The sequence below is a fragment of the Corallococcus exercitus genome (assembly GCF_042231735.1).
In the GTDB taxonomy this organism is placed as follows: domain Bacteria; phylum Myxococcota; class Myxococcia; order Myxococcales; family Myxococcaceae; genus Corallococcus; species Corallococcus exercitus_B.
Genome location: NZ_CP102577.1, coordinates 3,924,958 through 3,949,445, shown reverse-complemented (window position 1 = coordinate 3,949,445; position 24,488 = coordinate 3,924,958). Strand labels below are relative to the sequence as shown.

Below are 24,488 nucleotides of genomic sequence, written 5' to 3'. Positions count from 1 at the left end.
GCATGCGATTCACCCTGCACCGCGGCGTCAGCCTGGCCGTCCTCGCCTCCGCCCGCACGGAGGCCGACCACCACGAGGACCTGGGGTGCAGCATCCAGGGGCCCACCGCGCGTCCGGTGCGCCGCGCGCAGGTGCCGCTCAAGCGCCACATCGCCGCGCTGGGGCGCGAGGGCGCGCTGCGCGAGGCGGACGCGCTCATCCGCTGGCTGGAGGACACGCCCCGCTACGCCGCGCTCTGCCAGGGCACGAAGCGGCGCATGGGCCGGCGCGTGCTGCGGGACGACGTCCTCTTCCCGGATCCGCTGCGCCACCGTCCGCGCGTGCTGCATCTGCGCCAGGACTCGCTGGGGCTGGACGTGCTGGTGCGCGCGAAGGACTGGCCCGTGGTGGCGGACCTGTTCGCGTCGCTCGCCCGGGGCGCGACGCGCGAGGAGCTGCACGCGCTGGCCACCACCCCCATCGTGGGCGAGCTGCTGGGCGACCTGTCACAGGCCGGCTGGCTCGTGCGCCACGCGGGGCCGGTGGACGTGCCCGGCCCGGGGGCCCTCTTCGTGGGGCACAACACGGTGCTGGTGTCGGGCAGGCAAGGGCGCGTGCTGGTGGATCCATACTTCCGCCCCACGGGCGAGGTGGACCTGCCCGGCTATGGGTCGTTGCAGGCCGGGGACCTGGGGCGGGTGGACGCGGTGGTCATCACCCACTCACACGGGGACCACTTCCACCTGGGCTCGCTCTTGCCCCTGCCGCGCGACACGCGCATCTTCGTGCCGGCGGTGGCGCGCGAGAGCCTCTTCTCCACGGACTGCGCGCTGCGGCTGGAGCAGCTGGGCTTCACGCGCGTGGAGCCCCTGCGCTGGGGGGAGACGCGGCAGGTGGAGGACGTGACGGTGCACGCGCTGCCCTTCCACGGCGAGCAGCCCACGGATGGCGAGGGCCCGCACCCGGACCTCTACAACGAGGGCAACACGTGGCTGGTGCGCTCGGAGGACTTCTCCGCCGCCTTCTTCGCGGACGCGGGCCACGACGTGCGCGGGGACATGGACGCGGTGTGCCGCCGCGTGCGCAAGCAGCAGGGGCCGGTGGACGTCCTCTTCTGCGGCGTGCGCGGCTTCCGGCTGCCGCCCATCTTCTTCGGCTTCACCACGCTGGATGCGTTCCTCGTCAACGTGCCGCGCGACGCGCTCACCACGCCGCAGCGCCTGATGGCGGGCCCGGAGGAGGCGCTGCGCTACGGCGCGCTCCTGGGCGCGCGCTACGTGGTGCCCTGCGCGGACGGCGGCGCCCCCTGGTACTGGCGCGAGGGCATGGGCCCGCGCTACGCCGGCTATCCCGGCGAGCCCGTCGCGGGCGCGAGCAACATGGACGAGAACCCGGACGCGGATCCGTATCCGGAGCGGCTGGCCCAGGTGCGGAAGGAGCAGGGGGAAGGGCCCCAGGCGCTCCTCCTGCGGCCCGGCGAGGCCCTGCGCTGGCGGGGCGCGCGGAAGCCGGAGGTGCTCGGCACGCCGGGCTTCGAGTGGCCCTTCGGGAGCTGGCGCGAGGCCGAGCCTCAGCCGCGCAGCGCGTCGCGGGCCGTCCAGAGGCCCCGCAGGTAGAGCGCGCCCAGGGCCATGAGACAGACGACGCCCACGGTGACGTTCCAGTGGATGACGCGGCTGACGTTCCAGCCGTACACGTCCACCAGGGTGCTGGGGTCGCTCAGGCCCACGCCCTCGATGCGGCCGAAGGGGATGCGGTCCACGTCGGTGCGCGACGCCCACCACTGCTCGAAGCCATCCATGAAGGCCGCGGCGCCGATGGCGACGAACCCCCAGCGCAGCTGGTTCCGGCGGAGATAGTGCTCCCAGGGCACGTAGAACGTCGCCATCAGGAGCGCGCCGAGCACCATCAGGCCCGCGTCGCCGCCGAAGAAGGTGAGGGCCCTGGCCTGCGCGTGCGTCAGCCCGAACCTGCACACCGCCTGCGCGACGAGCAGCCCCGCGCCCGCCACCAGCCACGTCCACCGGCGGCGCTTCCAGCCCTGCCACACGAGCGCGACGAGCAGCCCCGCCACCAGCAGGGTCATGAACGTCGAGCGGTCCCGCGACACGTGCGTCACCCAGAACGTGGGCGTGGCGCTGAAGCCGCAGAACCACGCGGTGACGGCGTGCCCCAGCTCGTGCACCGGCATCGTGAGGAAGATGCGCAGCATCGAGTGGAAGCCCGGTGAGCGGACCGCGAGGTAGGCGATGACGAGCGCGGCCGGCAACACCGCGAGCCGCAAGCGCGCCTCCAGGACGTCCTCGCTCCCCGGCTCCTCCGCCGCGTGGAAGGTGATGCCCTCCGTGGCGGAGTCCCGCTCGGGCAGGGCCGCGGCCAGCGGCGGCACGAACGTGGGCGCCGCGTGGGCCTCCAGGGCCTCGCGCAGCGCCTGCCGCTGGTCCTCGGCGTCGCGCTCGGCGGCCTCGCGGGCCTCGCGGTCGCGGGCTTGCGCCTGACGGGTGGCGGCGCGCACTTCCGCGCGCTGGTAGATGACGCCGCACGCCGGGCACTCGGGCCCGTCAACGCGGGGGGCGCCACAGAGGGGGCAGGTGGTGGACGAAAGGCTCACGGGCCCCGGATTCTAGGGGCCCCGTGGGTGGGACGAAAATCGCACCCCGACACCGCCGGGAACCCGTGGGCTCCCGGCGGCGGGAGGTGGGCTCTAGAAGCCGTAGTAGTCGCTGTAGTCCACGCCGAACAGGTCGATGACCGTGGTGCCCCAGGGGCGGATGATGATGATCGTGACCGTCTTGAAGAAGCGCGTGAGGTTGTAGTCCCGAATGGTCTGCTGCTGGAGGCCCACGTTCATCGGGGAGCCGTAGCGCGCCGACTTCAGCGGCTCGGAGAAGGTCTCGATGCGCGTCGCCCGCTGCGCGACCTCCTTGCCATCCTTGTCGATGAGGGTGGCGATGGCCTTGTACTTGCCCACCTGGATGTCTTCCGGGTTGGCCCGGACGTTCACGCGGTAGTGGCCCGCCGGGATGCCCGCGTCGGGGGAGTCAATGTAGACGAAGGCCACGTCCACGCCCTGCGCGTACTCCGTGTCGGGGACCTTCTCGAAGCCCGCGATGCTCGTCGCGACGATGTTGCCAGTGTCCGACGACAGGGTGCCGATCTGCTCCTCGTTGAGCGCGAGGCCCTGCGCCTTCGCCGCCTCCAGCAGCTGGGTCTTGCTGTCGGCGCAGGCGGTCGCGGTGGTCGTCGCGGACCGGGGCTCGGCCGCGAAGGCGGAGCCGGAGAGGAGGAGGGCGGCCACGAGGGAGGAACGCATGAAGCTGGAAGTGGTCATGGGGGACGGAGAACCAATCATCAAAGAGGGGACTTCAAGCCGGGCCCCTGTGCAGTGTCGGTGCCAGTCCCTGGCACGGTGCCATCCCCCGGGTTTCAAGGACTTGGGGCGGGCGCGTGTGACATTCCGGGTTACGGCCCGCGCCGGGCAATGACCTCTCGCGCTACAACGCGGGCCCATGGCTGGTGAGCTGGATACCCCCACCCGGGGCAGGACCGCGCGCGGGCGCCTGCGCGCGCTGGACGCGTACCTGTGCCAGTTCGAAGCCGCGCTCCTCACGCGCACGGAGGACACCTGGGCCCGCGCCGTCTTCGTGGACGTGGGCTTCGGAGAACACCCGTGGACCACGCTGGAGAGCGCCACCGCCTTTCGCGCGCTGAACCCGGGCCTGTCCGTGGTGGGTGTGGAGCTGGAGCCTGAGCGGGCCACCGCCGCCGCGCGGGCACACGCGGACGCGCGCACGCACTTTCGCGAGGGCGGCTTCGCGCTCCCCCTGGCCCCGGACGAGCCCGCCCGCCTGGTGCGCGCCATGAACCTCCTGCGCCAGGGGCCGCCGGAGCGCATCCCGGAGGCCCACCTCGCCATGTCGCGCCCCCTGCTGCCCGGGGGGCTGCTCGTGGAGGGCTCCTCCGACACGGACGGCGCGGTGCTGGTGGCCCACCTGCTGCGGCGGCGCCCGGAGGCCGAGGCCCCCGCGCGCGAGGGGCTCCTCTTCCACACCGACTTCTCCCGGGGCTTCGCGCCGCTGCTCCTGCGCGACTGGCTGCCCCGCGACCTGCGCCGCCGCGTCCGCCCGGGCGAGCCCATGCACGCCTTCTTCCAGGCGTGGGAGGCGGCGTGGAAGGCCGCGCGCGCCGAAGGCCACACCGCGCCCCCGGACGCGTTCGCCGAGTCCGTCGTGCGCCTCGCGCGGATGACCTCGGGGGTCTCCAGCGACGCCTGGCTCCTTGCTCGCGGCTTCCTGCGCTGGAGCCCGCCCGGCGGGACGCCGGCCTGAGTGCCGGCCTGAACCCGGCAGCTCCTTGGAGATGCAATCGTCGGGGAACGGGTCGCAAGCGGCGCCGGAAAAGGTATTCTGTCGGGAATTGGGCTTCCGGCGACCCCCCGAACCGCCGGAGGTAGACGGCTCGACATGAACAGGCACCTTCTGACGCTTTTCGCCGCGGGGCTGATGTCCAGCACCGCCGTCGCCGGCCCGTCGACCCCTGACCTCGGGGGCGGTCGCCTCGCGCAGCGCCCCCACCGCCAATCCCGTCGTTCCTCCGCGCGCGTGCGCCGCGAGGCCGACCCCGCGAACCTGGAGCATGAGATGCAAGAGGCCGCCTACTCCGGTGGGGCCCCCGCGGCCGCCATCGCGGCCCGCCCCCCGGCGTTGCTGTTCTCCGCGAACTTCTACGGCACCCTGGCCGCCGCCCGCTGTCTGGGCCGGCACGGCGTGGACGTGACGGTGGCGGACACCGGCCGGTTGGGGCCGGCCAGCTATTCGCGCTTCGTCAGCCGCCGCGTGCAGTGCCCGCCGGAGTCGCAGCCGGAGGCCTTCCTCCAGTGGCTGGTGGACTTCGGCCTGCGCGAGCCCGTCAAGCACGTGCTCTACCCGACGAGCGACGAGCTGGCGTGGCTCATCGCCGCGCACCGCTCCAAGCTGGAGGACCTCTTCCACCTCTACGACCCGGGCGTGGACGCGGTGTACGGGCTGCTCAACAAGCGCCGCCTCTACGAGCTGGGCACGGAAGCCGGCCTGCACCTGCCGCGCACCTGGTTCCCCCATTCGGAAGAGGACCTGGAGCAGGTGCGCCGCGAGGCGAAGTTCCCGGTGCTGCTCAAGCCCACCACGCAGATCCTCCACGCCACGCACCGCAAGGGGCAGCCGGTGTCGTCCCCGGACGACCTGGCGCGCGAGTACCGCGAGTTCGCACGCGACACGTACGCGCCCATGCTCGTGAAGTTCGACCCGGCCGTGGTGAACCCCATGGTGCAGGAGTTCCACCCGGAGGCCGCCGAGGGCATCTACAGCCTCTCCGGCTTCGTGGACGAGTCCGGCGAGCTCTTCGAGGCCCGCGCCGCGATGAAGGTCCTCCAGCGTCCGCGCCGCCTGGGCGTGGGCGTCTGCTTCGAGTCCTCGCCGCTGCGCCCGGACCTCGTCGCGGGGCTCACCCGGCTGTGCAAGCGGCTGGGCTACCACGGCGTCTTCGAGGTGGAGTTCATCCAGACGAAGGACTCGTACCTCCTCATCGACTTCAACCCGCGCTTCTACGGGCAGATGGGCTTCGACATCGCGCGGGGGCTGCCCCTGCCGCTGCTCGCGTACCACGCGGCCACCGGGGACCGGGACGCGCTCAAGCGCGCGGTGGAGGACGCGCGCGACGCCGCCGCGGCGCACGAGGACGCGGTGTTCTGCAACCGCATCGCCCTGGAGATGCTGCTCAACCTCCAGCGGCTGTCCGGCGCGCTGCCGGCCGACGAGGCCCGGCAGTGGCGCACCTGGTTCAACACCCACAAGGAGACGGCGGTGGATCCGCTCATCGACCGGGACGACATGATGCCCGCGGCGGTGGAGCTGGCCACCATCTCCTACGGGGCCGCGCGCCACCCGCGCGCCTTCCTTCGAATGATGGTCTTCAACCGCTAGCAAGCAGGTCTCATGAAACGACGCATGGGGGGAGCGCGCGCAGGCGCGCTGGTGGGGCTCTGCGCCCTGGGGTTCATGGCGTGCACGCCCGAGGAGCCGGCCGCGGCCGCGCGCCCGCTGGAGACGCGCGCGCAGGGCGTGACGTCCGTGGAGAAGGTGACGGCCTTCTCCACCGCCCAGGCCACGAAGCAACACACGCTTCCGGGCGGGTTCACGGAGGTGAACGGCTCCGTCCTCTTCTTCTCCAGGGCCCGCAAGGGGCTCTTCCGCACGGATGGGACGGAGGCCGGGACGTCGCTCGTGCGCGACCTCGAGCCGACGGTGGACTCCTTCCAGCGCGCGCCCCACCTGGTCACGCTGGGGGGACGGGCCTACTGGCTCCAGCAGCAGGAGCTCTGGACGTCGGACGGGACACCCGAGGGCACGCGGCTCATGCTGGACACGCCGTTCGCGTCCAGCCCCACGCCGCCGGTCGTCTTCAACGGCGCGCTCTACTTCAGCGTGGGCACGTCGCTCTACCGCTCGGACGGCACGGCGCAGGGGACGCAGGTCCTCGCCACCGCGGCGATGAAGGTCACGGAGGACGCGTTCGCCAGCGGATGGCGGGTGATGGGGAACCGGCTGTACTTCGCCTGCACCCTGGGCTCCGGGAGCGCGGGCGTGGAGCTGTGTGCCACGGACGGCACGGGGCCGGGCACGGTCCTGGTCGCGGACGTGGGCCCGGGAAGTGCGAGCGGCAGTCCCTCGCTGCTGGGTGAGATCAACGGCCAGCTGCTCTTCTCGGCGGCTTCCACCTCCAACAGCCGCTCCCTCTACGCCACGGACGGCTCGGCGGGCCCCATCCAACTGCTCCACGTCGCCAACAACTACACCGTGGGCTCCAGCGAGTCAGGCTTCGCCACCCTGAACGGGCGCGCGTACATGCAGTGCACCACGCCGGCCATCGGCACGGAGCTGTGCGCCACGGATGGCACGGCGGCGGGCACCCAGGTCCTGGACCTGGTGCCGGGCAGCGCCTCCTCGAACGCCAAGGGGGTGACGCGCCTGGGCGACCGGCTCTACTTCTCCGCGTGCACCACCCAGGCCGGCTGTGAGCTCTGGTCCTCGGATGGCACCACCGCCGGCAGCGCGATGCTCAAGGAGATCATCCAGGGCACCTCGGGCGGGTTCTTCGGGCCGGAGCTCCTTCCGGTGGAGGGCGGGCTGATCTTCGTGGGGCTCACCTCCGGTGGGGCCGGGAAGCTCTGGAGGACGGACGGCACCGCGGAAGGCACCGTCCTGCTGAAGGAGATCGTCTCGCCGCAGGCGTCGGGAAGCCGCTACGGGCTGGACCTGACGGACGGCGTGCGTCTGGGGGACGTGCTCTTCTTCCCCGCGGACGACGGCTTCCACGGTCAGGAGGTGTGGCGCACCGACGGCACCCCGGAGGGGACCCGGATGGTCGCGGACGTCACGCCCGTGCAGCGCGAGGGCGATGCCTCCCGGATGCAGGCGTACAACGACTGGCTCCTCATGGGCGTGAGCAACGAGGCGGGGCAGACGGTGGTCTGGCGCTCGGATGGCACGGCCGCGGGGACCCAGCCGCTCTCGCCGGCGATGGGCGCGTCCTCCTACTCCCCCGCCATGGCCCCCTTCGGGGACCGCCTGCTCATCGCTCGTGGGCCGGAGCTGTGGATGACGGACGCGACCGCCGCGGGCACGGTGCGCTTCAAGGCGCTGCCGGGCTCCGGGGCCTACGGGAGCGTCACCCAGTTGCCGAACCAGGTCGGCTTGTTCATCGGCTCCACCCCGTACCAGGCCGTGGGGTTGTGGCGGACGGACGGCACCGACGCGGGCACGCACCTGACCGACCCCGGCGTGGACAACGCGCGCAACATGGGCGTCTCCAACGGCAGGGCCTACCTCACGGGGCTCTACTCCAGCCTGGGCAACGAGCTGTACGCGAGCGACGGCACGCCGGGGGGCACGGTCTTCCTCAAGGACATCTGGGTGGGCTCGAAGAGCTCCGAGCCTGCGGGCTTCACGCCCCTGGGGTCGCAGACCCTCTTCTTCGCCGATGACGGCGTCGCCGGCCGGGAGCTGTGGAAGACGGATGGGACCCCTGGCGGGACCGCGCGCCTGGCGGACCTGAATCCCGGAGCGGGCGGCTCGGCGCCCTCGGATCTCCACCCCGTGGGTGACCGGGCCGTCTTCTGGACCTGGTTCCCCACGGCCCGCCTGTGGACGACGGATGGAACGGCCCAGGGCACGCAGCCGGTGGGCGCGGCCGTCACGCCCGGTTACCCCGGTGGCTTCGTCACCTGGGGCGACGTCGCCTTCTTCTCCGGGAAGGACAATGCGTCGGGGACGGAGCTGTGGCGCACGGATGGTACGCTGGCGGGCACCGTGCGGGTGGCGGACCTCCAGCCGGGGCGCGGCTCGTCGCTGCCGGATCAGCTGACGCTCGTCTCTCCGTCGGGCCCGCTGCTGTTCGTCGCGGAGGAGGGCGCGGGAGGCCGCGAGCCGTGGCGGCTGGACTCGCCCACCGGCCAGCCCACGCGTGTCGCGGACGTCGTCGCCGGGCCGGGCTCGTCACGCCCCGAGCAGCTCACGGTGAATGGCTCGGCCGTCTACTTCTCCGCGAGCGACGGGACGGGCAGGGCGCTGTTCCGGCTGTCGGGACTCGTCCCGGACACGCGTCCGCCCAGGCTCACCTGTCCGCCGGACGTGACCGTGTCCGCCACGAATGCGGCGGGCGCGGTGGTGACGTTCCCGCACGCGACCGTGCACGATGACTCGGGCGAGGTGCCCACCGCGCGCACGGACACGGCCTCGGGCGGCCGCTTCCCGGTGGGGGTGACGCCGGTCACGTTCACGGCGACGGATGGCACCGGGAACGCCGGGACGTGCACCTTCACCATCACCGTGAAGCCGCTCTCCGGACCCGATGCGGGCACCGTCGATGCGGGCGTTCCGGATGCGGGCACCGTCGATGCGGGAGTCCCGGACGCGGGCGTTCCGGATGCCGGCTCGACGGACGCGGGCACGGCGGATGCCGGCTCGACGGACGCGGGCACGGCCGACGCGGGTCCCAATGGGCCGGGACGTGATGCCGGCACCGGACCGGACGGGCCGGAGACCGACTCCGGCGGCTGCGGGTGTCAGGCGACGCCGGCGTCGATGCCGTGGGGCCTCGCCCTGGCCGCGCTCTTCGCTTCCTCCAGGCGTTCGCGGAAGCGTCGGTAGCGGCTGTCCGGCGCGCGGGGGCGGTCGTCCAAACCTGTCCGACAGTCGGACAGGTTCGTGCGGCGCGCCGCGCTCAGGTCCGGGGACTCAGCTCGCCGCGCGCGTAGGGGAGGGGACCGGGTCGTCGAAGGTGACCAGGTCCTCGTGCGTCTCCGCCCGGCGCAACAGCCGCACCTTCCCGCCCTCCACGCCCACGATGGCCGGCTGCGGGAAGGAGAAGGACGTGCCGAAGGGCACGAAGTACGCGCCCGCGTCCATGATGGCCAGCGTGTCGCCCACCTTCAGCTCCGGCAGCCGCACCGCGTGGTACAGCGTGTCGCCCGGGGTGCAGATGGGGCCCACCACCGTGTACGCCCGGTGCGCGCTGGCGGCCGGACGCTCGACGTGGAAGAGCTGGTGGTACTCGTTGCGCACGCATTCGGCGTGGTTGATGCCCATGTCGAGCACCGCCCACGTCCGCTCGCCACCGTCCTTGAGCGCGTGCACGCGGCCCAGCAGGAGCTGCGTGTTGCCCGTCATCGCGCGGCCCGGCTCCAGGAAGATGCGCGGACGCTTGCGGCCCTGCTTCGCGTAGTGCGCCTCCACCTGGGACACCACCTTCGCCACGTACCGCTCGATGGAGAGCGCCGCCGCGAAGTCCGGCGCGGGCAGGTCGCGCTGGAAGGTGAGGTTGAGCCGCCAGTCCCGCTGCTCGATGTGCTCCACCGTCGGCGTGCAGAGGCTGCCGCCCAGGTCCAGCACCTCCAGGTCCAGCCCCAGCTCGCGGTGCAGCTCGTCCGCGAAGTCCAGCACCGAGCCGACGAAGCCCTCCAGCTCTCCTTCCGTGCGGATCAGCTCGCCCCGGTGCGCGTGCAGGCCCACCACGTCCAGGTTTCCGGAGGCCAGCGCCTGACGGTACGCCGCCAGCGCCTGGCCTCCCGCGATGGGCGTACCGAACTGCGACGTCCAGCCCGTGGCCGTCGTCACCCGCACGGCCACGCGCGGGCGCTTGCCCAGCTCCGCCGCGTGGCGTGAGAAGACGTCCAGCTCCTCGCGGTGGTTCGCCGCCAAGAGGCCGATGCCCCGGGTGATGGACTCGCGGATGGACGCGTCCGACTTCACCGGGCCGTTGTAGACGATGCGCTCCGGCGCCACGCCCAGCTTGAGCGCGAGCCACAGCTCATAGGCGGAGATGACCTCCGCGCCCACGCCGCGCGCGTGCAGCGCGGACAGCACGCCCGGCACCGGGTTGGTCTTGTACGAGTAGTACACCTCGCAGCCGCCGGCCGCGCCCGGGGGCACCGCCTGGAACGCGTCCGCGTTGCGGTGCAGCGCCGCCAGGTGCACCACGTGCAGCGGCGAGCCGTACTCGCTCGCGAGCCGCGACAGCGACACGCCCTCCAGGAAGAGGCCCTGGCCGGCGCGCGACTCCAGGCTCCAGGTCTCCGGGGGGAGGAAGGCGCGCGCGGGGGCCATCGCGCGCTGCACCACGGGCCCCAGGGTCTGCTTCAACTGCCGCTTGGCGGTTCCAACGAGACGACGACGCAGGCTCACGGTGAGGGGCCCTTTCAGGAGACGCCGGGCAGCTTGAGGGGGAGGTAGCGCGTGAGGCCGAAGCGGCCCTTCAGCGCGCGCGTGGCCATCTGCAGGAGCCGGTACTCCAGCTCCCCGTGCTCGCGCCGGTACTTGTTGTGGATGATGGCGTTGGACTCCGCCACGGACTTCTCCACCTTCGCGCCCGTCTTGCCCAGGTCGTTCATCAGCGACGGCTTGCCCACCCGGTAGTTGAGGATGGGCCGGTTCACGTAGACGTGGCCGTAGCGGCGGATGCCGCGCATGTAGAAGTCCACGTCCTCGTAGACGGGGATGTTCGGGTCGAACCCGCCCAGGGGCTGGAAGTATTCGCGGCGCACCATGCACGCGGAGTTCACGTACAGCGTGCCCAGGAACAGGATGTGCGCCACCGTCCACGCGCTGTTGGGCGTGGTGGCCCCCACCTTCGCGACCCGCTCGAAGTAGCTGCTCTTGTCCTCCAGCCACTCCGGGTCCTCGCTGAAGGGCACCACCCAGCCCACCGCGACGCCCGCGTCCGGCCGCGCGTCCAGCGCCGTCACCATCGCCTTGAGCGCGCCTTCGGCGAGCGTGTCGTCGTCGTCCAGGAAGTGCAGGTAGCGGCCCCGGGCCAGCGTGGCGCCGTGGTTGCGCACCAGCGCGGGGCGCCCCTTCGACGGCACCTCCTGCTGGAAGTAGCGCACGCGGGAATCGCCAAGGCCCTGCACCGCGTCGCGCGCCGTGCCCTCCGCCGAGTCGTCCAGGACGAGCACCTCCACCTGGACGCCTTCTTGACGCAGCGCGGAGTGGATGGCCTCCACCACCTCCTTCTCGCGCTTGTAGGTGGGCATCACGACCGAGACATCGATTGAGGACATAGGCCGCCGTTTATACCGGTGGCGCCCCACGACTGAGAAGCCAGCCAGGCCTCCTCGCCCGCGGGGCATTCCGCCACCCGGGGCATTGCGCCCCGCCCCCCGTGTCCGGGGTTACCCGCCTGCTGTCCGGGGAAGCGAACGCGGCGGGCCCTCTCGCGATTTCTAGGAAGTTTCTACGGCCCCTTCAGGGGGCGGACCGGAAAAATTCACGGTCGGACCGCGACAGGATTGCCACACCGTGGCCGCCTGCCCACGGCCATTCAGAAGCTGGCGATGGCGAAGTCGAACGCGTCCAGGTCGTCCTCGGCGTCGGCCCCGGCGGCGGAACGCGAGGCGTCATCCTCCTCGACGAACGCGTCGCCTGAGAGGAGGCCGTCGGCCTCTTCCGGTTCCAGCGGCAGCCATTCGGAATGCAGTTCCTCGCGGGCCATGTGCGTTCGTCCTCTTCCGCAAGCGGTTCGGCTTCAGCCGGAGGCTTGCAGTCGTTGTGCCACCTGTTCATACGGAACGGCCCACGGGGACGGGTCGTTTCCGACGGAGGGTGGGTCGCCAGCCGGGCAGGCATGGCTTGACGCGGGGGCCCGGGGCCGACAGGAAGGGAACACCGATGGCCGTCCTGCTGGCACATGAAATCGAAACCCCGCGTCCGTGCAGCTATCTGCCGGGGCGGGAGGCGTCCCTGGAGACGCTGCTGATGCGCAACGTGACGGCGCAGGAGTACGAGCACCTGCTGGTGCGCGGCTGGCGCCGGTTCGGACCGCAGTACTTCCGGCCCGCTTGCGCGGCGTGCAACGAATGCGTGTCCCTGCGCGTGCCGGTGGCGGGCTTCACGCCCAACCGCAGCCAGCGCCGGGCCCGCGCCGCGTGCGCGCACCTGCGCGTGGAGGTGGGCCCGCCGCGCGTGGACGAGGAGCGCCTGGCCCTGTACCGCGCGTGGCACGCGGAGCGGGAGGCGTCGCGCGAATGGGAGGCGTCGGAGCTGGGCGCGCGGGAGTACTCGCTCCAGTTCGCCTTCCCGCACCCGTCCGCGCGCGAGGTGGCCTGGTACGACGACAGCGACCCGGCGGGCCCGAAGCTGGTGGGCCTGGGCCTGTGCGACGAGACGCCGCACGCGTGGAGCGCGGTGTACTTCTTCTACGACCCCGCCTACGCGCGGCTGTCGCTGGGCAAGGCGAGCGTGCTGTTCCAGGTGGAGCTGGCGCGCGAGCGGGGCATCCCGTACGTGTACCTGGGCTACCGCGTGCTGGCGTGCGACTCGCTGCGCTACAAGGCCGGCTTCCGTCCGCACGAGCTGCTGGAGGGCCGCCCCGCGCTGGACGCGCCGCCGGAGTGGCGCGCCGCGCCTGACGCGTCAGCGACCGCGCCTGACGCGCAAGCGCCCGTGGGCCCGGAGGACGTCAGGAGCCGCTGAGCAGCGCCGCGGCGAAGAAGTCGCGCAGGTGGCGCGCGTACTCCTCCGGGGCCTTCTTCGCGTACTCGCCGTGGTGCGCGCCGGGCACCACCCAGTACGACTTGGGTTCGCACGCGGCCTGGAACAGCGCGTCCTGGAGGAACGCGGGTGCGTACGCGTCGACGTCGCCGTTGATCAACAGCAGCGGCCGGCCCTTCAAATCACACAGGCGCTTCATGGGGTCCACCGCGTCCACGTCCACGCCGGACAGGCGCATCGTCCAGAGCACCGGCTGCACGCTCAGCGGTCCCCACTTGCCGTAGCTGTAGCGCGTGTCCGCCTCCAGCGACGGGTACGCGCCCGCGGCGGCCACCGCCTTGAGGCGGTCATCCTCCAGCGCCGCCAGCATCGCGGTGGTGCCGCCCATGGAGAAGCCCAGCACGCCCAGCCGTGAGGGGTCCACGTCGTCGCGGTGCGAGACGAAGTCCACCGCCGCGCGCAGGTCCTCGCGCTCGCGGTCGCCCCACGTCACCAGGTCACCCTCGCTCTCGCCGTGGCCGCGCGAGTCGAAGAGCAGCACGCCGTAGCCCGCGCGGGAGAGCACCTCCGCCTCGAAGAGCATCTGCGTGCGGTTCTCCGCGAAGCCGTGCATCACCACCACCGCCGCGTGGTTGCGCGAGGGCAGGTACCAGCCGCGCAGCGTCAGGCCGTCGCGCGTGCGCAGCGCCACGTCCGTGCGCTCCACGAGCGCGCCTTGCGCCATGGGCTTCAGCGGCTGGCGCGCGGGGTGCAAGACAGCGTGAGCGGTGCGGACGTTGCGGTACGCGATGACGGCCACCACCGCGAGCACGCCCACGAGGGCGAGCGCGATGAGGCGGGCGGGACGGGGATGGATGGGTTTCTTCACGAGGATGGATTGTGAGCCTATACCCGGAGTCCAGTTGCCCGCGGGAGGCCCCCGGGCTCGTTGCTCCCCCAAGCAGCGTGCATCACCGCGACGTGATCCGCTCGCCGCAGGCCCGGGACTCCCTCGCGGACCCGTGTCTGGAGCTTGCCCGGCATGACGCCGTTCAACTGTCTCCTGAGTGGCGGGGCCAGGTGGCCTTCGCTACCTATCGCAAGGTGCGTGCGCTATTGAGCAACGAGCGACTCCAGGGGTGGGCCCGTCGGACGCTCACGCGCCGGGCACGAAGGCTGAAAATCGTTTCTTACCGGGAACCCAAGACATTGGAACTGCAGGCGCGAGACATGGCGGTCCCGGCCCCCGGGCGGAAGCGTGTGTTGTTCACGCTCGTCTTCATGGGGACGGGGGGCATCGAGCGCTCGGTGTGCAACGTGCTGGCGGGCCTGGACCGGGAGCGGTTCGATCCCTCGCTCTTCTTCCACCACGGGCCGCCGCCGCCGGACACGCGCGGGCGCATCCCCGCGGACGTGCCCATCTCCTGGGGCGTGGGCGTGGAGGCCTACCACCGCTGGGATCTGCCGCGGATGCTCTGGCGGCTGTTCCACGAGGCGCGCAAGGCGGACATCATCGTCTCCGGGCAGGAGGGGCGGGCGGCCCTGCTGGCGCGGATGGCGGGGGCCCTGCTGGGCAAGCCCGTGTTGGGGATGGTGCACTTCGACTGGGGGGCCTTCCACCGCGAGCAGCCGCGCCGGCAGCTCTGGGGCCTGAAGGTGCTCTACCCGGGCATGGACCGCATCGTGGCGTGCGGCTACGACTCCGCGAAGGCGTTCGCGGAGCTGGTGAACGTGGACCGCGACCGGCTGGAGGTCATCCCCAACTTCGTGGACGCGGACCGGATCCGCGTGGCGGCGGACGCCCCCCTGCCCGCGTGGGCGGAGCCGGTGTTCCAGAAGCCCGTGGTCATCGCGGTGGGCCGGCTGGAGCCGCAGAAGTCCTTCGACATGCTCATCCGCGCGCACGCCCGGATGCGGGCCGCGGGAACGGACACGAACCTGCTCATCCTGGGGGTGGGCTCGCTGGAGGCGGAGCTGAAGGCGCTGGTGGCGGAACTGGGGGTGGGGGCTTCCGTGTTCATGCCGGGCTACGCGGACAACCCGCACGCGCTGATGCGGCGGGCCACGGCGTTCGCCATGTCCTCGCGTTTCGAGGGGCTGCCCATGGTGCTGCTGGAGGCGCTCGCGCTGGGCTGCCCCATCGTCAGCACGGACTGCCCCTCGGGCCCCTCCGAGGCCCTGGACGGGGGGCGGGCAGGGGTGCTGGTCCCCATGGGGGACGACGCGGCCATGGCCCAGGCCCTGTCGCGGGTGGTGAAGGACACGGAATGGCGCGACGGGCTGCGCCAGCGGGCCCTGGAGCGGGCGGATGAGTTGTCCGCCGAGCGGGCGCTCAAGGCCTGGGAGTCGCTGCTGGCGGAGGTCTGAGCCGGGGCCACGGGTCAGGAAAACCTTGCTCCCCTGGTCCTGCTTCAAGAGGATTCGCACCCATCATGACGACGACGAACGAGACGCAGGGCCTCAACTTCCTCCAGGAAGTCGTTGAGGAAGACCGGCGGACGGGAAAGCACGGCGGACGCGTGCACACCCGCTTCCCGCCCGAGCCCAACGGCTACCTCCACATCGGCCACGCCAAGTCCATCGTGCTGAACTTCGGGCTGGCGCAGCAGTATGGCGGCAAGTGCAACCTGCGGCTCGACGACACCAACCCGCTCACCGAGGACACGGACTACGTGGAGTCCATCCAGCGCGACGTGCGCTGGCTCGGGTTCGACTGGGACGACCGGCGCTTCTTCGCGTCCGACTACTTCGACCGGCTCTACGCCTTCGCGGAGCAGCTGATCTCGCAGGGCCAGGCCTACGTGTGCAGCCTGTCGCCGGAGGAGATCTCCCAGTACCGCGGCAACTTCACCACGCCGGGCAAGGACAGCCCGTACCGCACGCGCACGGTGGAGGAGAACCTGGACCTGTTCCGCCGGATGAAGGCGGGCGAGTTCCCGGACGGCAAGCACACGCTGCGCGCGAAGATCGACATGACGTCGTCGAACCCCGTGCTGCGCGACCCGCCCATCTACCGCATCCGGCACGCGCACCACCACCGCACCGGCGACAAGTGGTGCATCTACCCGCTCTACGACTTCGCGCACTGCCTGTCGGACGCCATCGAGGGCATCACGCACTCCGTCTGTACGCTGGAGTTCGAGAACCGCCGCGTGCTGTACGACTGGATCGTCGACGCGCTGATCAAGGGTGACCGGCCCTACCAGTACGAGTTCGCGCGGCTGAACCTCACCTACGCGGTGATGAGCAAGCGCAAGCTGCTCCAGCTGGTGCAGGAGAAGCGCGTCTCCGGCTGGGATGATCCGCGCATGCTGACCATCAGCGGCCTGCGCCGCCGGGGCTACACGCCCGCGTCGCTGCGCGACTTCGCGAAGCGCATTGGCGTGAGCAAGTCCGACAGCCTCATCGACATGGGCGTGCTGGAGCTGTCCATCCGGGACGACCTCAACGAGACGGCGCCGCGCGCCATGGCCGTCCTGCGCCCGCTCAAGGTGGTGCTGGAGAACTACCCGGAAGGCCAGACGGAGGAGCTGGAGACGGCGAACCACCCGAAGCGCGAGGACATGGGCACGCGCAAGGTGCCGTTCATGCGCGAGCTCTACATCGAGGCGGACGACTTCCAGGAGGTGCCGGAGAAGGGCTTCTTCCGCCTGGCGCCGGGCAAGGAGGTGCGCCTGCGCTCCGCGTACTTCATCAAGTGCGAGAAGGTCATCAAGGACGCGGCGGGCAACATCACGGAGCTGCGCTGCACCTACGACCCCGCGACGCGCGGTGGGGACTCGCCGGATGGCCGCAAGGTGAAGGGCACGCTGCACTGGGTGCCCGGCAACGCGCCCGTGGCGCAGGTGCGGCTGTTCGATCGGCTCTTCTCGGTGGAGACGCCGGACAAGGACGAGACGAAGGACTTCAAGGAGTTCCTCAACCCGAACAGCCTGGAGACCCTCACCGGCGCGCGCGTGGAGCCGGGCCTGGCGGACGCGAAGCCGGGGGACCGCTTCCAGTTCGAGCGCCTGGGGTACTTCTGCGCGGACGCGGTGGACTCCAAGCCGGGCGCGCCCGTCTTCAACCGCACGGTGACGCTGAAGGACTCGTGGGTGAAGGAGCAGAAGAAGTAGGGCGCTCCCCTCCACGCGGAGGAAGCTTCAGGGAGCCCCGGGTGGAAGCACCCGGGGCTTCGTCGTTTCGCCCCCTTCCTGCGGGGGGATGGCGGGCCATGGGGCTCGTGCTCCATGCTGGAGAGGGCACTGCCGCCCCTTCCTCCCGGAGCCCGTTCCGACATGGCGCCCCACCCGTTGCCGCGCTCCTGGCCGCCGCCGACGTACGCCGAGGTGGAGGCCATTGGCCGCATGGAGGACGCGGCCCTGCGCAACCTCCACATCACCCAGACGTACCACGTGCTGAAGGTGGCCTTCGCCGGCCTGCTGGGGGAGGCGGACCAGTCGTGGTGCGGCTTCTCCACCTGGGCGTCGAAGACGGCCGGGACCTTCATCCGCAAGGAGATGGTGACCGCGCTGGAGCGCGACATGTTGTCCCGCGCGGAATCGGTGATGCGCGGCTTCGGCGTGACGCAGGCGCGGCTCTTGGGCTCGTGGGGATTGCCGTCGGGCGTGGCCACGGTGCTGACGCGCGCCTTGGACCCGGTGATGAGCGCGGTGGCGAGGCACATCGCGCACGGCAACCTGCTGGTGTTCCAGGAGCTGGGACCGCTCTACACGGCGATGCTGGAGCACTTCACCGGCCCCCAGGCGACGAGCCCCGCCGCGCTGGAGCGCGTGGTGGCCCTGCTCAAGCCGGGGCCGCTGGAGTCCGGGGGCCAGGACCTGCTCATCCGCGCGGTGCGCGCGTACCACGAGGCCCTGGGCCTCACGCGCGCCAAGGACCGCGCGGAGCGCGTGTTCCTGGCCAACGCGCTGGTGGGCTACCACGAGCAGGTGCGGCTACAGGCCCCCATCATGGGGGCGCTCGAGGCGCCGCTGAAGGAGCTGTTCCTGGACCAGCTGCGGGAGCTGCTGCGCGCGCGCGGGGCCGGGATGCCGGAGACGTGGCTGCTCGCCCTCTTCACGCCGCTGGCGGACCGGCTGGAGCGCTGCTGGCGCGAGCTGATGACGCGCGAGCTGATGACCATGGAGCTGCCGGGCCGGACGCTGCGGCTGGGCGAGGACATCCCGGCGCTGACCGCCGCGGCGGACTTCCCGCCGGACCTGCTGAAGCTGGAGCACCCGGAGCTGTGCGCCCTGCTGCAGCAGCTGGACCGGACGCCGGACGACACGGCGGGCAGCGCGGCGCGGGACTGGGGCTCGGTGAAGGACCGGATGAACCTCATCGTGGACCTGTTCCGTTCGCGGCAGCAGGACCGGAGCCTCTACCAGCCGCCCTTCACGCAGGCGCAGGTGGAGGCCTTCCAGCAGGGCCGGATGCCCACCGGCAGGCTCTGAGCAGGGCTACGAGCGGGGCGGCGTCTCGCGGGTCATCTCCACCATGGTGGGACGCCAGCCCAGCCGCTGGAACAGGCGCTGCGCGGCTTCGTTCTTCGCGGCGGTGTGGAGCACGACGCGCGGCGCGCCCAGCTCCGTGAGCCGCCGCACCATGGCCTCCGCGAGCAGCCGGCCGGTGCCGGTGCCGCGCGCCTTCGCCTCCACCCAGATGTCGTGCAGGGCGCCGTGCTTGTCGAGGAGCATGTTCCAGTCCACGCCCTCCAGCCGGCCGTAGCAGTAGCCCACGACCTCGCCGTCCAGCTCGGCCACCAGCACCACGGCCTCCTGCGGACGGCGCGCCTCCTTCCCCAGCCACCAGCGGTAGCCGGACTCCACGTCGTCCGGGACCATGAAGCGCTGGGCGTCGAAGCCGTGGTGCTGACGCGCGAGCGCCGCGCCCATGCGGCCCAGCGCGGGCGCGTCCGAGTCCTTCGCGGGGCGGATGGTGACGGGCATGCGTTCTCCAGGAAGCGGGTGTCCGCCCCACCATGGGCATCCCCGGCCGCGCTTGTCGAAGCCTTCCCGCCGGAAGTGCTCAGCCGGCCACGCGGAAAGCGCGGCCCGGCGTTGCCTGGCGGGCCTTCGCGCGCATCCGCGGATTTCCCCACGAGGGGCAATCCGCCCCAGTAGACTCAGGGGTCTCCATGCCCGCACTCGCTCAAGAGCTCGAAGTGGCCCGGCGCATCGCGCGCCAGGCTGGTGACATCCTCCTGCAGGTCTACGCCACGGACTTCTCCGTCACGGACAAGGCGGGCGGCGCCGGGCCCGTCACGCTGGCGGACGAGCGCGCCAACGCCTTCATCGTGGGCGAGCTGCGCAAGGCCTTCCCGGCCGACGGCGTGGTGGCGGAGGAGAAGGAGGACGTCTCCGACGCGAAGCGCTTCAGCCGCTGCTGGTTCGTGGATCCGCTGGACGGCACGCAGGAGTTCGTGAACCGCAACGGCGAGTTCGCCATCCACATCGGCCTCGCGGTGGAGGGCCGGGCGGCGCTGGGCGTCGTCTACCGCGCGGTGGGCGACGTCCTGTACTCCGGCATCGTGGGCGAGCAGGGCTCCGTGGAGGACCCCCAGGGCCGCCGCGCGCTGCGCGTGTCGGACGTGGCGGATCCGGCGCAGCTGCGGCTCGTGGTGTCGCGCTCGCACCGCTCCAGGACGACGGACGCGGTGGTGCAGCGGCTGGGCATCACGAAGGAGACGGAGTCCGGTTCGGTGGGGCTCAAGTGCGGCCTGCTGGCGGAGGCCCGCTGCGACCTCTACGTGCACGTGAGCGACAAGAGCTACCGCTGGGACAACTGCGCGCCGGAGGCCGTCATCCGCTCCGCGGGCGGCGTGCTCACGGACCTCGCGGGCAACGCGTACCTGTACGACGGCTCCGAGCTCCAGAACCGCCGGGGCCTGCTCGCGTGCAACGCCGCCGCCTTCGACAAGGTGCTGCCCGTCGCCTCGCAGGTGGCCCGCGAGTCCGGCCTGCTGAAGTAGTCAGCGCGGCTCGACCGCGCGGCGCAGCTCGCCGTACAGCCGCGCGAGGTCCGGCAGCTGGTAGCTGGCGTTGAGCCCGCTGGGATTGGGCAGCACCCACAGCCGCGTGTCGCCCAGCGTCTCCTCCTGCGGTCCGAACCTCGCCTTCGGCCGCGCGAAGGCGGTGCGGTACGCGCCCAGCCCCAGCACCGCGAGGTACTTCGGGCGGTAGCGCTTCACCTTGCGCGCCAGTGACCTGGCTCCTTGCGCGTACTCCTCCGCGTCCAGCATGTCCGCGCTCGCCGTGGCCCGGTCCACCACGTTGGTGATGCCCAGGCCCAGCGCCAGCAGCTCCTCCTGTTCGGAGGGCTGCAGGCGGCGCGGCGTGAAGCCCGACGCGTGCAGCGAGGGCCAGAAGCGGTTGCCGGGCCGCGCGAAGTGCACCCCCACCACCGCGGAGTAGAGGCTGGGGTTGATGCCGCAGAAGAGCACCCGCAGGCCCGGGGCCAGCAGGTCCTTCATGGTGCGGCCGGTGGCGGCGAACAGCTCGTCCTTCGTGGGGCGGTGGAGCTTCATGGAGTGGGAGACCTGGCCCGGAACCTAGCGGGTTGGGTGCCGGCTCGCACGGCGATGCGCCCGGCCGGGGGCCGGGCAGGGGAGGGGACGGACGCCTTTCCCGGCGACAGCGCCCGCCCGTCACGGGCAGAGTGCCGCCCCGTGTCCGATTCGAACCCGTCCGCGTCCTACCGGCTGACGCCCAGGCATTGGCTCGCGCTCGCCGTGAGCGTGTTGCCGCTGGTGCTCTACGCCTCGTTCTCCCTGCGCGAGGGCGACCTGCCGCTCTACTTCCGGACGGCCAGCGCGTTCCTGGACGGCGCCACCCCCAATCGGGACTTCCGCTTCGAATACCCGCCCTACGCGCTCCTGTGGTTCGTGCCCGCGACGTGGGCAGGCGGAGACCTGCGCGGGTTCATCCTCGCGTTCGGCCTCCAGCTCATGGTCTTCGACGCGTTCATCAAGTGGCTCCTGCTGTCCGAAGGCGTGCGCCGGTGGGGCACGTCCTGGCGCGCGTGGGCGCCGCTCGCGGCGTACTTCGTCGTCAGCTGGATCCAGAGCGTGCACTACCTCAAGCGCTACGACGTCATCCCGGCCGCGTTCGCGCTGGCCGCGCTGGTGGCCCTGATGCGCCGCCGTGAAGGCTGGGCCGGCGTGGCGCTGGCGGTGGGCACCGTCACCAAGCTCTACCCGGCGGTCCTCGTGCCGCTGGCCCTGGCCGTGTGCTGGCGCCGGGGCGCGAAGCCAACGCGGGCCCTGCTCCTGGGACTGGCCGCGGGCGTGCTGCCGCTGGTGCCGCTGAGCTTCGTGTGGCCGTGGTGGCAGTTCGCGTCCTTCCACGTCGAGCGGGGCCTCCAGGTGGAGGCCTTCACCGCGGGCCTGCTCTGGGCCGCGCACCAGCTGGGCTTCGCCCAGGCCCGGTGGGTCCTCGCCCCCGCCTCCTACGAGCTGCACGGCGCGACCGCGGAAGGGGTCCTCGCCGTCACCCGCCAGCTCTGGGTCGCCGGCTCGCTGCTGGCCGCGGCGCTGTCCGTGCGCGCCGCCTGGCGCAGGCCTCCGGTGCACATCGAGGACCTGGCCCGGCTGGCGCTGGTGCCGCTCGTGGCCTTCGTCATCCTCAACCCGGTGCTGAGCCCGCAGTTCCTCATCTGGCTCACCGGGGCCGCCGCGCTCGCGCTGCTCTCCGGCAGGGTGGGGCCGTCCGTCGTGCTGCTGGTGGCCGCCGCCATCACGCGCGGCCTCTTCGTGGGCGGCTCCTTCCATGGCTTCCTGCCGCCGGCCACGCTGCTGCTCCTCGTGCGAAACGCGATGGTGCTGGGCGTGGCAATCGCCTGGGCCCGCGAGACGTGGCGGTGGGGACGCCCTGCCGCCGCCGAGCGCCCGGAAGCGCGGGACGCACCCGCGACGCCCCCTCCGGCCTGAACGCCCGCCTGCCTCCCCGGCACCCCGGCCCGCTGCGAGGCCGGGCGCTCGTGGTTAAAGGGAAGCCATGGCCAGACCGGTGAACGTCAACGCCCTGTTGCCCATCGAGGTGGACTTCCAGCGCGAGCGTGCCTCCGGGTTGCGCCGCTCCGGTGACAAGCTGGAAGACGCCCTCGCGCTGCTGGCCCAGGCGGAGAAGGAGCTGCGCGCCCTGAGCGGCTCCGCGCGGGTGGCGCGCTATCCGGCGTACCGCGCGGTCTGGAAGGAAGCGGAGCGGCTGCGCTGGAACCTCACCGTGCAGCGCGAGGCCTGCGGGCTGCGCAACCACCGCGACCTGGACGTCATCTACCCGCTGCCGCCCCTGCTCAAGGAGTGAGGCCGGCTGTTCACCGCTTCACGGTGTGGCGCGCCACGCGGCCACGGCGAAGAGCACCCAGCCCACGAGGAAGCCCAGGCCGCCCAGCGGCGTGATGGCGCCCAGCACGCGCACGCCGGACAGGGCCAGCGCGTACAGGCTGCCGGAGAACAGGACGATGCCCGCGAGCATCGCCCAGCCCGCGGACTCCAGGAGCGCCGAGGGGCGCACCGTGCCCAGCAGGCCCACCGCCACCAGCGCGAGCGCGTGGTACATGTGGTAGCGCGCCCCGGTTTCGAAGATGACCTGCAGGTCCTGCGCAAGCCGGGCCTTCAGCGCATGGGCCCCGAAGGCGCCCGCCGCCACGGACAGGAAAGCGTTCACCGCGCCCACCACGATCCACCACCGCATCATCGAGTGCCTTTCTTCGCGCGCTTGACTGCGGCACGCTACACCGCGCTTCACGGCAGCGTCCTGGTTGAACACGCACCCGCCCCAGCCGTGCCCCTATCCGCGATGACGACTTCCCCTTCCTTCCAGCCGACCCCGTCGATTCCCTTCGAGCTGCGCCAGTCCCCCATCCAGGGCATGGGCGCGTTCGCCACCCGCCGCATCCGCAAGGGCGCGCGCATCATCGAGTACATCGGTGAGCGCATCACCCAGGCCGAGGCGGACGTCCGCTACGACGACGAGTCGATGGAGCGCCACCACACGTTCCTCTTCAACCTGGACGACGACACGGTGCTGGACGCGGGCACGCTCCACAACGAGTCGCGCTACATCAACCACTCGTGCGAGCCCAACTGTCAGTCGCTCATCGACAAGGGCCACATCCACATCTACGCGCTGCGCACCATCGAACCGGGGGAGGAGCTGACGTACGACTATGCGTACGAGCGCACCCCGGAGATGGACGCCGACGCCGAGTCGCTCTACGTCTGCCGCTGCGGCACGCCCTCCTGCCGGGGCACCATCCTCGCCCCGGAGAAGAAGGCCCCCGCGCGGCGCAAGAAGGGCGCGTCGAAGTCCAAGTCGGCCTCCAAGGCGAAGTCCGGCTCGAAGTCCAAGTCGGCCTCCAAGGTGAAGTCCGCCAAGAAGGCGAAGTCCGCGCCGCCGGCCGCCGCGAAGAAGAAGCGGAGCACCCCGCGCACGAAGACCCCCGGCCGCGGCCGCCGCGCCGCGAGCTGAAGGCCCAAACGGAGCGCGCACGCTCCGGGGCCGGGCATTAGACTGGAGGCGTGAAAGACGTCCTGCGCTTCCTGCTCACCGAGGCCCCTGACTTTCCCGCGCTCGACTCCGTGGAGGCCTGGTGGCGCCGGCACCTCGCGGTGCTGCCGCGCTTCCCGGTACCCGCGGACCTGGCGCTCGCCAGCGGCTTCCGGATGGACCGGATGGGGTTCGCGTTCTCCTCCGGCTACCAGGCCGCGCTGCGCTCCCTCTTCCCCCGGCTCCCGGCGGACCGGCGCGCCGCGCTCTGCGCCACGGAGACCGGCGGCGGGCACCCGAGCGCCATCGAGACCAAGCTCACGCCGCACGGCACGGGCTGGAAGCTCGACGGCGTGAAGACCTACGTCACGCTGGGCACGCACGCGGAGGTGCTGCTCGTGGTCGCCTCCGAGGGCCGCGACGCCCAGGAGCGCAACCGCCTGCGCATGGTGCGGCTGGACGCGACGACGCCTGGCGTGACGGTGGAGCCGCTGCCGCCCCTGGGCTTCGTGCCGGAGGTGCCGCACGCGGCGCTGCGGCTGGACGGCGTGGAGGTGGCGGCGGAGGACGTGCTGCCCGGGGATGGCTACACCCGCTACCTCAAGCCGTTCCGCACGGTGGAGGACTGCCACGTCAACCTGGCGGTGCTGGGCTGGCTGGTGAAGGTGGCCCGCCGGTGCGGCTGGCCGGTGGCGCTGCGCGAGGAGCTGGTCTCCGTCGCGGTGATGATCCACGCGCTGGCGCTGGAGGACCCCAGCGACGCGTCCGTGCACGTGGCGCTGGGCGGCGCGCTCACGCAGATGCACCGCGCGCTGGAGCGCTGTGAGGTGGCCTGGGAGGGCGTGGACGTGGAGATGCGCGAGCGGTGGCAGCGCGACCGGCGCCTGCTCGACCTGGCCTCCAAGGTGCGCGCGAAGCGGCTGGAGGTCGCGCGCCAGCGGCTGGCCGGCGGCATGGGCGACGACTGACGGCCCCCAAAGGCGAAGCCCGCGAGGGGAGGGGCGTGAGGCCTCCTCCACCGCGCGGGCCTTGGGGTGCC

Annotated in this window: 22 protein-coding genes; 13 read left to right on the top strand and 9 right to left on the bottom strand. The window is 72.0% G+C overall.

What is annotated here, in order from left to right:
- Positions 1 to 2 precede the first annotated feature (2 nt).
- The gene (locus NR792_RS15305) at positions 3 to 1,595 is read left to right on the top strand and encodes an MBL fold metallo-hydrolase (RefSeq protein ID WP_375760765.1); all 1,593 of its coding nucleotides are present in this window, start codon (positions 3 to 5) and stop codon (positions 1,593 to 1,595) included.
- On the opposite strand, the gene NR792_RS15300 is transcribed toward NR792_RS15305, so the two are convergent.
- Together NR792_RS15300 and NR792_RS15295 are read right to left on the bottom strand one after the other, a co-directional pair.
- Positions 1,550 to 2,590: a hypothetical protein gene (locus NR792_RS15300; protein WP_375760764.1), complete on the bottom strand. Its 1,041-nt coding sequence runs from the start codon at positions 2,588 to 2,590 to the stop codon at positions 1,550 to 1,552. The genes NR792_RS15305 and NR792_RS15300 overlap by 46 nt on opposite strands.
- 93 nt (positions 2,591 to 2,683) lie before the next feature.
- Positions 2,684 to 3,292: a hypothetical protein gene (locus NR792_RS15295; RefSeq protein ID WP_375760763.1), complete on the bottom strand. Its 609-nt coding sequence runs from the start codon at positions 3,290 to 3,292 to the stop codon at positions 2,684 to 2,686.
- A gap of 196 nt (positions 3,293 to 3,488) precedes the next feature.
- Here NR792_RS15295 and NR792_RS15290 point away from each other — a divergent pair, with 196 nt between their 5' ends.
- From NR792_RS15290 to NR792_RS15280, 3 genes are all read left to right on the top strand, one after another.
- Positions 3,489 to 4,307 carry a methylase gene (locus NR792_RS15290; protein WP_375760762.1) on the top strand — a complete coding sequence of 273 codons (819 nt, stop codon included), beginning with the start codon at positions 3,489 to 3,491 and terminating at the stop codon, positions 4,305 to 4,307.
- 312 nt (positions 4,308 to 4,619) lie between these two features.
- Positions 4,620 to 5,939: a carbamoyl-phosphate synthase gene (locus NR792_RS15285; protein WP_375761626.1), complete on the top strand. Its 1,320-nt coding sequence runs from the start codon at positions 4,620 to 4,622 to the stop codon at positions 5,937 to 5,939.
- A gap of 12 nt (positions 5,940 to 5,951) precedes the next feature.
- Positions 5,952 to 9,164 carry an HYR domain-containing protein gene (locus tag NR792_RS15280; protein ID WP_375760761.1) on the top strand — a complete coding sequence of 1,071 codons (3,213 nt, stop codon included), beginning with the start codon at positions 5,952 to 5,954 and terminating at the stop codon, positions 9,162 to 9,164.
- Between the two features lie 87 nt (positions 9,165 to 9,251).
- Here the strand turns inward: NR792_RS15280 and NR792_RS15275 are convergent, their stop codons facing one another.
- The 3 genes from NR792_RS15275 to NR792_RS15265 all read right to left on the bottom strand — a co-directional run bounded on the left by NR792_RS15275 (position 9,252) and on the right by NR792_RS15265 (position 12,003).
- Positions 9,252 to 10,697: a pyridoxal-dependent decarboxylase gene (locus tag NR792_RS15275; RefSeq protein WP_375760760.1), complete on the bottom strand. Its 1,446-nt coding sequence runs from the start codon at positions 10,695 to 10,697 to the stop codon at positions 9,252 to 9,254.
- Positions 10,698 to 10,711: 14 nt separating this feature from the next.
- Positions 10,712 to 11,545, bottom strand: a complete 834-nt coding sequence (locus NR792_RS15270) for a glycosyltransferase (RefSeq protein WP_375760759.1) — start codon at positions 11,543 to 11,545, stop codon at positions 10,712 to 10,714.
- A gap of 287 nt (positions 11,546 to 11,832) precedes the next feature.
- The gene (locus NR792_RS15265; protein ID WP_375760758.1) at positions 11,833 to 12,003 is read right to left on the bottom strand and encodes a hypothetical protein; all 171 of its coding nucleotides are present in this window, start codon (positions 12,001 to 12,003) and stop codon (positions 11,833 to 11,835) included.
- A gap of 176 nt (positions 12,004 to 12,179) precedes the next feature.
- Between NR792_RS15265 and NR792_RS15260 the strand changes: the two genes are divergently transcribed.
- The gene (locus NR792_RS15260) at positions 12,180 to 12,983 is read left to right on the top strand and encodes an arginyltransferase (protein WP_375760757.1); all 804 of its coding nucleotides are present in this window, start codon (positions 12,180 to 12,182) and stop codon (positions 12,981 to 12,983) included.
- Here the strand turns inward: NR792_RS15260 and NR792_RS15255 are convergent.
- The gene (locus NR792_RS15255) at positions 12,970 to 13,869 is read right to left on the bottom strand and encodes an alpha/beta hydrolase (RefSeq protein ID WP_375760756.1); all 900 of its coding nucleotides are present in this window, start codon (positions 13,867 to 13,869) and stop codon (positions 12,970 to 12,972) included. The genes NR792_RS15260 and NR792_RS15255 overlap by 14 nt on opposite strands.
- A 371-nt stretch (positions 13,870 to 14,240) precedes the next feature.
- On the opposite strand from NR792_RS15255, the gene NR792_RS15250 reads away from it, so the two are divergent.
- From NR792_RS15250 to NR792_RS15240, 3 genes are all read left to right on the top strand, one after another.
- The gene (locus tag NR792_RS15250) at positions 14,241 to 15,347 is read left to right on the top strand and encodes a glycosyltransferase (protein WP_375761625.1); all 1,107 of its coding nucleotides are present in this window, start codon (positions 14,241 to 14,243) and stop codon (positions 15,345 to 15,347) included.
- A gap of 65 nt (positions 15,348 to 15,412) precedes the next feature.
- Positions 15,413 to 17,095 (top strand): glutamine--tRNA ligase/YqeY domain fusion protein, encoded by a 1,683-nt coding sequence (locus tag NR792_RS15245; protein ID WP_375760755.1) that lies wholly within the window; start codon positions 15,413 to 15,415, stop codon positions 17,093 to 17,095.
- Positions 17,096 to 17,257: 162 nt separating this feature from the next.
- Complete coding sequence (locus NR792_RS15240; RefSeq protein WP_375760754.1) at positions 17,258 to 18,415, top strand: hypothetical protein; 1,158 nt, start codon at positions 17,258 to 17,260, stop codon at positions 18,413 to 18,415.
- 6 nt (positions 18,416 to 18,421) lie between these two features.
- Here the strand turns inward: NR792_RS15240 and NR792_RS15235 are convergent, their stop codons facing one another.
- Complete coding sequence (locus NR792_RS15235) at positions 18,422 to 18,910, bottom strand: GNAT family N-acetyltransferase (protein ID WP_375760753.1); 489 nt, start codon at positions 18,908 to 18,910, stop codon at positions 18,422 to 18,424.
- 188 nt (positions 18,911 to 19,098) lie between these two features.
- Between NR792_RS15235 and NR792_RS15230 the strand changes: the two genes are divergently transcribed.
- Positions 19,099 to 19,932: a 3'(2'),5'-bisphosphate nucleotidase CysQ gene (locus tag NR792_RS15230; protein WP_375760752.1), complete on the top strand. Its 834-nt coding sequence runs from the start codon at positions 19,099 to 19,101 to the stop codon at positions 19,930 to 19,932.
- Here NR792_RS15230 and mug read toward each other — a convergent pair whose 3' ends face one another.
- Positions 19,933 to 20,433: a G/U mismatch-specific DNA glycosylase gene (gene mug / locus NR792_RS15225; RefSeq protein ID WP_375761624.1), complete on the bottom strand. Its 501-nt coding sequence runs from the start codon at positions 20,431 to 20,433 to the stop codon at positions 19,933 to 19,935.
- Between the two features lie 195 nt (positions 20,434 to 20,628).
- On the opposite strand from mug, the gene NR792_RS15220 reads away from it, so the two are divergent.
- A complete protein-coding gene (locus tag NR792_RS15220; RefSeq protein WP_375760751.1) occupies positions 20,629 to 21,888 on the top strand; it encodes a glycosyltransferase 87 family protein in 1,260 nt (419 codons plus the stop codon).
- Between the two features lie 67 nt (positions 21,889 to 21,955).
- Positions 21,956 to 22,264, top strand: a complete 309-nt coding sequence (locus tag NR792_RS15215) for a hypothetical protein (RefSeq protein ID WP_375760750.1) — start codon at positions 21,956 to 21,958, stop codon at positions 22,262 to 22,264.
- 18 nt (positions 22,265 to 22,282) lie between these two features.
- Here NR792_RS15215 and NR792_RS15210 read toward each other — a convergent pair whose 3' ends face one another.
- Positions 22,283 to 22,657: a DUF423 domain-containing protein gene (locus NR792_RS15210; protein ID WP_375760749.1), complete on the bottom strand. Its 375-nt coding sequence runs from the start codon at positions 22,655 to 22,657 to the stop codon at positions 22,283 to 22,285.
- A gap of 102 nt (positions 22,658 to 22,759) precedes the next feature.
- Between NR792_RS15210 and NR792_RS15205 the strand changes: the two genes are divergently transcribed.
- On the top strand, positions 22,760 to 23,431 hold the full coding sequence (locus tag NR792_RS15205) for an SET domain-containing protein (RefSeq protein WP_375760748.1): 672 nt from the start codon (positions 22,760 to 22,762) through the stop codon (positions 23,429 to 23,431).
- A gap of 50 nt (positions 23,432 to 23,481) precedes the next feature.
- Positions 23,482 to 24,417: an acyl-CoA dehydrogenase family protein gene (locus NR792_RS15200; RefSeq protein WP_375760747.1), complete on the top strand. Its 936-nt coding sequence runs from the start codon at positions 23,482 to 23,484 to the stop codon at positions 24,415 to 24,417.
- The last annotated feature ends 71 nt before the right edge of the window (positions 24,418 to 24,488 follow it).

Excerpts from the sequence above, each read along its gene's own strand:
- NR792_RS15305 (WP_375760765.1), top strand. The coding sequence starts at position 3 with ATGCGATTCACCCTGCACCGCGGCGTCAGCCTGGCCGTCCTCGCCTCC.
- NR792_RS15295 (WP_375760763.1), bottom strand. The coding sequence starts at position 3,292 with ATGCGTTCCTCCCTCGTGGCCGCCCTCCTCCTCTCCGGCTCCGCCTTC.
- NR792_RS15290 (WP_375760762.1), top strand. The coding sequence starts at position 3,489 with ATGGCTGGTGAGCTGGATACCCCCACCCGGGGCAGGACCGCGCGCGGG.
- NR792_RS15285 (WP_375761626.1), top strand. The coding sequence starts at position 4,620 with ATGCAAGAGGCCGCCTACTCCGGTGGGGCCCCCGCGGCCGCCATCGCG.
- NR792_RS15280 (WP_375760761.1), top strand. The coding sequence starts at position 5,952 with ATGAAACGACGCATGGGGGGAGCGCGCGCAGGCGCGCTGGTGGGGCTC.
- NR792_RS15270 (WP_375760759.1), bottom strand. The coding sequence starts at position 11,545 with ATGCCCACCTACAAGCGCGAGAAGGAGGTGGTGGAGGCCATCCACTCC.
- NR792_RS15265 (WP_375760758.1), bottom strand. The coding sequence starts at position 12,003 with ATGGCCCGCGAGGAACTGCATTCCGAATGGCTGCCGCTGGAACCGGAA.
- NR792_RS15260 (WP_375760757.1), top strand. The coding sequence starts at position 12,180 with ATGGCCGTCCTGCTGGCACATGAAATCGAAACCCCGCGTCCGTGCAGC.
- NR792_RS15245 (WP_375760755.1), top strand. The coding sequence starts at position 15,413 with ATGACGACGACGAACGAGACGCAGGGCCTCAACTTCCTCCAGGAAGTC.
- NR792_RS15240 (WP_375760754.1), top strand. The coding sequence starts at position 17,258 with ATGGCGCCCCACCCGTTGCCGCGCTCCTGGCCGCCGCCGACGTACGCC.
- NR792_RS15235 (WP_375760753.1), bottom strand. The coding sequence starts at position 18,910 with ATGCCCGTCACCATCCGCCCCGCGAAGGACTCGGACGCGCCCGCGCTG.
- NR792_RS15230 (WP_375760752.1), top strand. The coding sequence starts at position 19,099 with ATGCCCGCACTCGCTCAAGAGCTCGAAGTGGCCCGGCGCATCGCGCGC.
- mug (WP_375761624.1), bottom strand. The coding sequence starts at position 20,433 with ATGAAGGACCTGCTGGCCCCGGGCCTGCGGGTGCTCTTCTGCGGCATC.
- NR792_RS15215 (WP_375760750.1), top strand. The coding sequence starts at position 21,956 with ATGGCCAGACCGGTGAACGTCAACGCCCTGTTGCCCATCGAGGTGGAC.
- NR792_RS15210 (WP_375760749.1), bottom strand. The coding sequence starts at position 22,657 with ATGATGCGGTGGTGGATCGTGGTGGGCGCGGTGAACGCTTTCCTGTCC.
- NR792_RS15205 (WP_375760748.1), top strand. The coding sequence starts at position 22,760 with ATGACGACTTCCCCTTCCTTCCAGCCGACCCCGTCGATTCCCTTCGAG.